General features: G+C 74.5%; 5 protein-coding genes and 1 pseudogene. All 6 read left to right on the top strand.

The genetic code is table 11. The annotated features are described in order from the left end of the window. A pseudogene (locus tag DKL51_RS36655) lies at nucleotides 1-152 on the top strand (DUF167 domain-containing protein); the annotation flags it as partial. A gap of 22 nt (nucleotides 153-174) precedes the next feature. Beyond that, entirely contained in the window at nucleotides 175-1,677 is a 1,503-nt protein-coding gene (locus tag DKL51_RS24880; protein WP_109965239.1) for a potassium/proton antiporter, read from the top strand. Nucleotides 1,678-1,898: 221 nt separating this feature from the next. Beyond that, nucleotides 1,899-2,318, top strand: coding sequence for a TraR/DksA family transcriptional regulator (locus tag DKL51_RS24875; protein ID WP_109965240.1), 420 nt, complete (start codon nucleotides 1,899-1,901; stop codon nucleotides 2,316-2,318). Between the two features lie 66 nt (nucleotides 2,319-2,384). Beyond that, nucleotides 2,385-3,011 carry a signal peptidase II gene (gene lspA / locus DKL51_RS24870; RefSeq protein ID WP_109965241.1) on the top strand — a complete coding sequence of 209 codons (627 nt, stop codon included), beginning with the start codon at nucleotides 2,385-2,387 and terminating at the stop codon, nucleotides 3,009-3,011. Continuing rightward, nucleotides 3,008-3,952 carry an RluA family pseudouridine synthase gene (locus tag DKL51_RS24865; protein ID WP_109965242.1) on the top strand — a complete coding sequence of 315 codons (945 nt, stop codon included), beginning with the start codon at nucleotides 3,008-3,010 and terminating at the stop codon, nucleotides 3,950-3,952. The genes lspA and DKL51_RS24865 overlap by 4 nt, the downstream gene beginning before the upstream one ends. Before the next feature lie 44 nt (nucleotides 3,953-3,996). Beyond that, a partial coding sequence (locus tag DKL51_RS24860) for a hypothetical protein (RefSeq protein WP_124812561.1) occupies nucleotides 3,997-4,858 on the top strand: 862 nt, incomplete at its 3' end.

Genomic DNA, 4,858 nt, shown 5'->3' with positions numbered 1-4,858 from the left:
GCCGCGCCCTGGCCGACGCGCTGGGCGTGCGCCCGGCCGCGGTCTCGCTGCGCACCGGCGCGGCCAGCCGGGACAAGCTCTTCCTGGTCGAGCGTCCGGCCCCGGAGCTGCCGGACGTGCTTCGTCGACTGCGCGACGGATCGGCCGAGTGAGGACCGCTCGGGCCGGCCGCAGATGACCCCCGAGCTCGATCTCGCGCTGCTGCTCGGCGCATCCGTGCTGCTGGTGGCGGTGGGCGCGGTGCGCTTTTCCACCCGCCTCGGGGTGCCGAGTCTCCTCGTCTACCTCGCGCTCGGCGTGGCGATCGGCGAGGCGGGACTGGGTATCCGGTTCGACGACGTCGAGCTGACCCGGATCCTCGGCTTCTGCGCGCTGATCGTGATCATCGCCGAGGGTGGGCTGAGCGCCCGGTGGAGCACGCTGCGTCCGGTGCTCGGCCTGGCCGCCGCCCTCTCCACGCTCGGCGTGCTGGTCAGCATCGTGGTCGTCGGGCTCGCGGTGCATCTGCTGCTCGGCCTGGACTGGCGGCTGGCGCTGCTCTACGGCGCGGTGCTCTCCTCCACCGACGCGGCCGCCGTCTTCGCCACCCTGCGCCGGCTGCGCCTGCCACCCCGGCTGGTCGCCACGCTGGAGGCCGAGTCGGGCATGAACGACGCCCCGGTGGTGATCCTGGTGGTGCTGCTGTCCCGGGGCGCCCCGGCCGGCCACCCCTGGTGGTACGAGGTCCTGCTGGTCGGGTACGAACTGGGCGTCGGTGCCGCGGTCGGGGTGGCGGCCGGGATCACCGGCCGGTACGCGCTGCGCCGGGCCGCCCTGCCCTCGGCCGGCCTCTATCCGATCGCGGTGGTCGGCTTCACCGTGCTCGCGTACGCCGCCGGCGCGGTGCTGCACGCCTCCGGCTTCCTCGCCGTGTACGTGGCCGGTGTGCTGCTCGGCAACGCCCGGCTGCCGCACCGGCAGGCCATCCTCGGCTTCGCCGACGGGCTGGCCTGGCTGGCCCAGATCGGCCTCTTCGTGCTGCTCGGGCTCCTGGTCTCGCCGAGCCGGCTGGACGCCGCGGTGCTGCCCGCGGTGGTCGCCGGCCTGGCCCTGGTGCTGGCCGCCCGGCCGCTGTCGGTGGCGGTCGCCGCGCTGCCGTTCCGGTTCAACCTGCGCGAGCAGGCGTTCCTGTCCTGGGCCGGGCTGCGCGGGGCGGTGCCGATCGTGCTGGCCACCATCCCGTTGTCGGAGCGGGTGCCGGGGGCGGACCGGCTCTTCGACGCGGTCTTCGTGCTGGTGGTGATCTTCACGCTGCTGCAGGCGGGGACCCTCGCGCCGGCCGCCCGCCGGCTCCGGGTGACCGCCCCGGCCGAGCCGGCGGAGATCCGGGTGGAGACGGCGCCGCTGGAACGGATGCGAGCGGACCTGCTCCAGGTCGAGGTGCCGCCGGGCTCCCGGCTCGGCGGGGTGCACGTGGACGAGCTGCGGTTGCCGGTGGGCGCGTCGGTGACCCTGGTCCTGCGGGACGGGGCGGGTTTCGTACCCGGGCGGGACACCCGGTTGAAGGTCGGGGACAGCCTGCTCATCGTGGCCACCGCGGAGGTGCGGGACGAGGTGGAGCGGCGGCTGCGGGCGGTGAGCCGGCGGGGTCGGCTGGCCCGATGGTTTGGCGAGTACGGCGAGGACCGGGACGAATAATCTGCTAGCGTTCCCTCTGCCCGATTGGTGGGCATTCGAGGTTGAAATACGGCGCGACGGTGCGGCACGTTGTCGGACGCCTGTACGTTCCGTATTCTTGCCACCCTCCGGAGTGCGCGGCCCTCTCGCCGCGCGCCCGTTTTGTACATGGGGGACGCCAGGCCGGCGACCCCTGCTCAGGCACCGCTGACCGCCGCGTACCGCGGCTGAGGGAGCTGACGATGGCGAAGCCAGCCGACACCAGGACCGCCGGCCGCAAGCCGGTGGCGAAGGCCACCCGCAGCGCGGCGGAGACCGAGAAGATCCGGGCGGCGCTGGCGGCGCGGCGCGACGAGTTGCGCGCCGAGTACGATCAGACGCTGAGCGAGATCACCGAGCTGCAGCGCGACCGGCTGACCGACTCGGCCGGGGACGACCAGGCCGACACCGGGACGAAGACGTTCGAGCGGGAGCAGGAGATCTCACTCGCCAACAGCATCAAGGAGCGGATCACGCAGGTCGAGCGGGCCCTGGAGCGGCTCGACGAGGGTGGTTACGGCTGGTGCGAGCGATGCGGGAACCCGATTCCGGTGGAGCGCCTCGCCGCCTTCCCGTCGGCCACCCTCTGCGTGACCTGCAAGCAGCTGGAGGAGCGGCGCTGAGGTCCGCTCCCCGGCGGTCAGTGGAGACGGTGAGGGATCACCGCCGAGAGCGTCGATGGGGAGCAGATGACCGCAGCACGGCCCGCCGGATCCGGCACCGCTGAGTCGGGCGGCGGTACGCCCCGACGCAGGGCGGTCGGGGTCCTCCTCGGCGTCGCCCTGGTCGCCCTCCTGGCCGACCTGCTCACCAAGCAGCTCGCGCTGTCGACGCTTTCCGGTCGGGGGCCGGTGTCCCTGCTCGGCGGCACCATCTACTTCACCCTGACCCGCAACAGCGGGGCGGCCTGGAGCATCGGCTCCGGCCACACCTGGGTCTTCCCGCTGATCACCATCGGCGTGATCGGCTGGATCGCCTGGATGGCGCTGCGGCTGCGGTCGCTGCCCTGGGCCATCTCCCTCGGTCTGGTGCTGGGCGGGGCGCTCGGCAACCTGACCGACCGGATCTTCCGGGCGCCCGGCCACTTCGTCGGGCACGTGGTGGACATGGTCAGCCTCTTCGACCCGTACGGGCAGGTCTGGCCGGTGTTCAACCTGGCCGACAGCGCGCTGGTCTGCGGCGTGACGCTGGCCGTGTTGCTGGAGTTGACCGGCCGGCAGCGCGACGGTCGCCGGGCCGCCGACGCCGAGCCGGACGGCACCGCCGAGGTCGCCGACGAGGCGGCCACCGGCAGCGAGCAGCGGGGGCGGGCATGACCTCCGTCTTCGCCGCCGGCGGCGACCACCGTTCCCTGCCGGTGCCCGACGGTCTCGACGGGATGCGGCTGGACCAGGCGGTGTCCCGGCTCTTCGGGCTGTCCCGGACCGCGGCGGCGGCGCTGATCGACGCCGGTGACGCGCTGGTGGACGGCGTGGTCCGCGCCAACTCGTACAAGGTCAAGGCCGGCTCCTGGCTGGAGGTGACCCTGCCCGCGCCGGTCGCCCCGCCGACCGTCGTCCCGCAGGCGGTGCCCGGGCTCCGGGTGGTCTACGCCGACGACGACATCGTGGTGGTGGACAAGCCGGTCGGCGTCGCCGCCCACCCCAGCCCCGGCTGGACCGGCCCGACGGTGATCGGCGGGCTGGCCGCCATCGGCCACCGGATCTCCACCAGCGGCGCCGCCGAGCGGCAGGGCGTCGTACACCGGCTCGACGTGGGCACCACCGGGATCATGGTGGTGGCCAAGAGCGAGCACGCGTACAGCGCGTTGAAGCGGGCCTTCAAGTACCGCGAGGTGGAGAAGCGCTACCACGCCGTGGTGCAGGGCCACCCCGATCCGCTGCGCGGCACCATCGACGCGCCGATCGACCGGCACCCGCACCACGACTACCGCTGGGCGGTGGTCTCCGGCGGCAAGCCGAGCATCACCCACTACGACACCCTCGAGGCGTTCCCGGCGGCGAGCCTGCTCGACGTCCGGCTGGAGACCGGGCGCACTCACCAGATCCGGGTGCACTTCTCCACCCTGCGGCACCCGTGCGTGGGCGACCTCACCTACGGCGCCGATCCCACCCTGTCGGCGCGGCTGGGGCTGAGCCGGCAGTGGCTGCACGCTCGTTCGCTGAGCTTCCTGCACCCCGGCACGGGCGAGGAGGTCAGCTTCGTCAGCGACTACCCTGACGACCTGGCGCGCGCGCTGGAGATCCTCCGCGACTGATCATCGCGCCGACCCACCGACCTCCGACGAGGGGACCTGCCACCGTGTCCGCCGATGAACCGCCGCGCCCGGCCGGGCAGCGCCGCGGGCGGTCGAGGTCGGGGCTGCTCACCTGGGCCGCGCTGCTCGGCGCGGCGGCGGTCCTGCTGGCCACCGTGTGGGTGGGCCGGCGGGAGCCGGTGGGGGACCGCACGGTGGGCGAGGTGACCCGGGTCGGCGTGGCGACCGGTGACCCCATCGCGGCCTACCTGCGCGCCTCCGCCGAGGAACTGGCCCGGCTGACGGCCGGCTCGCCGGCGGCGGCCGGCGAGGGCACCTGGGCCCTGGTCTCCTTCTCGGCGTACCTGACCCCGCAGCGGCTCGCGTCGGCGCTCGGCGGGGTGCCGGTCTCGGCGGTGATCGCCCGGGTACCGCGGCCCGGCCGGCAGACCGAGATCGTCCGGATCGCCGCGATCCAGGTACCCGACGACGTGGTCGCCGGGATGGGGGAGGTAGCCGCGCGCAAGGACCGGGAGGCCGCCGACTACCGCGGGCGCGCCGCCGCCCCGAGCGGCGCCGCCGACCCCGAGTTGCGTCGGGTGTACGACACCGGCGGGCAGGTCTCGGCCGCGGAGGCGGCGGCGTACCGGGCCGGCTGCGCCTGCGTGTACGCGGCGGTGGTCCGGTCCACGCCCGAGGCGCTGCGCGGGCTGGCCGTCCGGCCCGGCGTGCGGGCCGTCGACCCGGCGCCCGAGGTGCTGCGGCTGGATCGCACGGTCTTCACCCCGCCGCTGCCCGAGCAGCGGGACGTGGTCCGGCCGCCGGCCGACGAGGGGCTGTCCGGACCCACCCCGACGCCGGGATTGGGCGATTCGTCGGAACCCGCACGGACAGTGAGCGGGCCGTCACCGAACTTCGGCGGGCCGG

Origin of the sequence: Micromonospora globispora (assembly GCF_003857015.1) — a bacterium.
Classification (GTDB): domain Bacteria; phylum Actinomycetota; class Actinomycetes; order Mycobacteriales; family Micromonosporaceae; genus Micromonospora; species Micromonospora globispora.
This window is presented reverse-complemented; position numbering and strand designations above follow the sequence as displayed.

Excerpts from the sequence above, each read along its gene's own strand:
- lspA (WP_109965241.1), top strand. The coding sequence starts at position 2,385 with ATGACCGCAGCACGGCCCGCCGGATCCGGCACCGCTGAGTCGGGCGGC.
- DKL51_RS24865 (WP_109965242.1), top strand. The coding sequence starts at position 3,008 with ATGACCTCCGTCTTCGCCGCCGGCGGCGACCACCGTTCCCTGCCGGTG.
- DKL51_RS24875 (WP_109965240.1), top strand. The coding sequence starts at position 1,899 with ATGGCGAAGCCAGCCGACACCAGGACCGCCGGCCGCAAGCCGGTGGCG.
- DKL51_RS24880 (WP_109965239.1), top strand. The coding sequence starts at position 175 with ATGACCCCCGAGCTCGATCTCGCGCTGCTGCTCGGCGCATCCGTGCTG.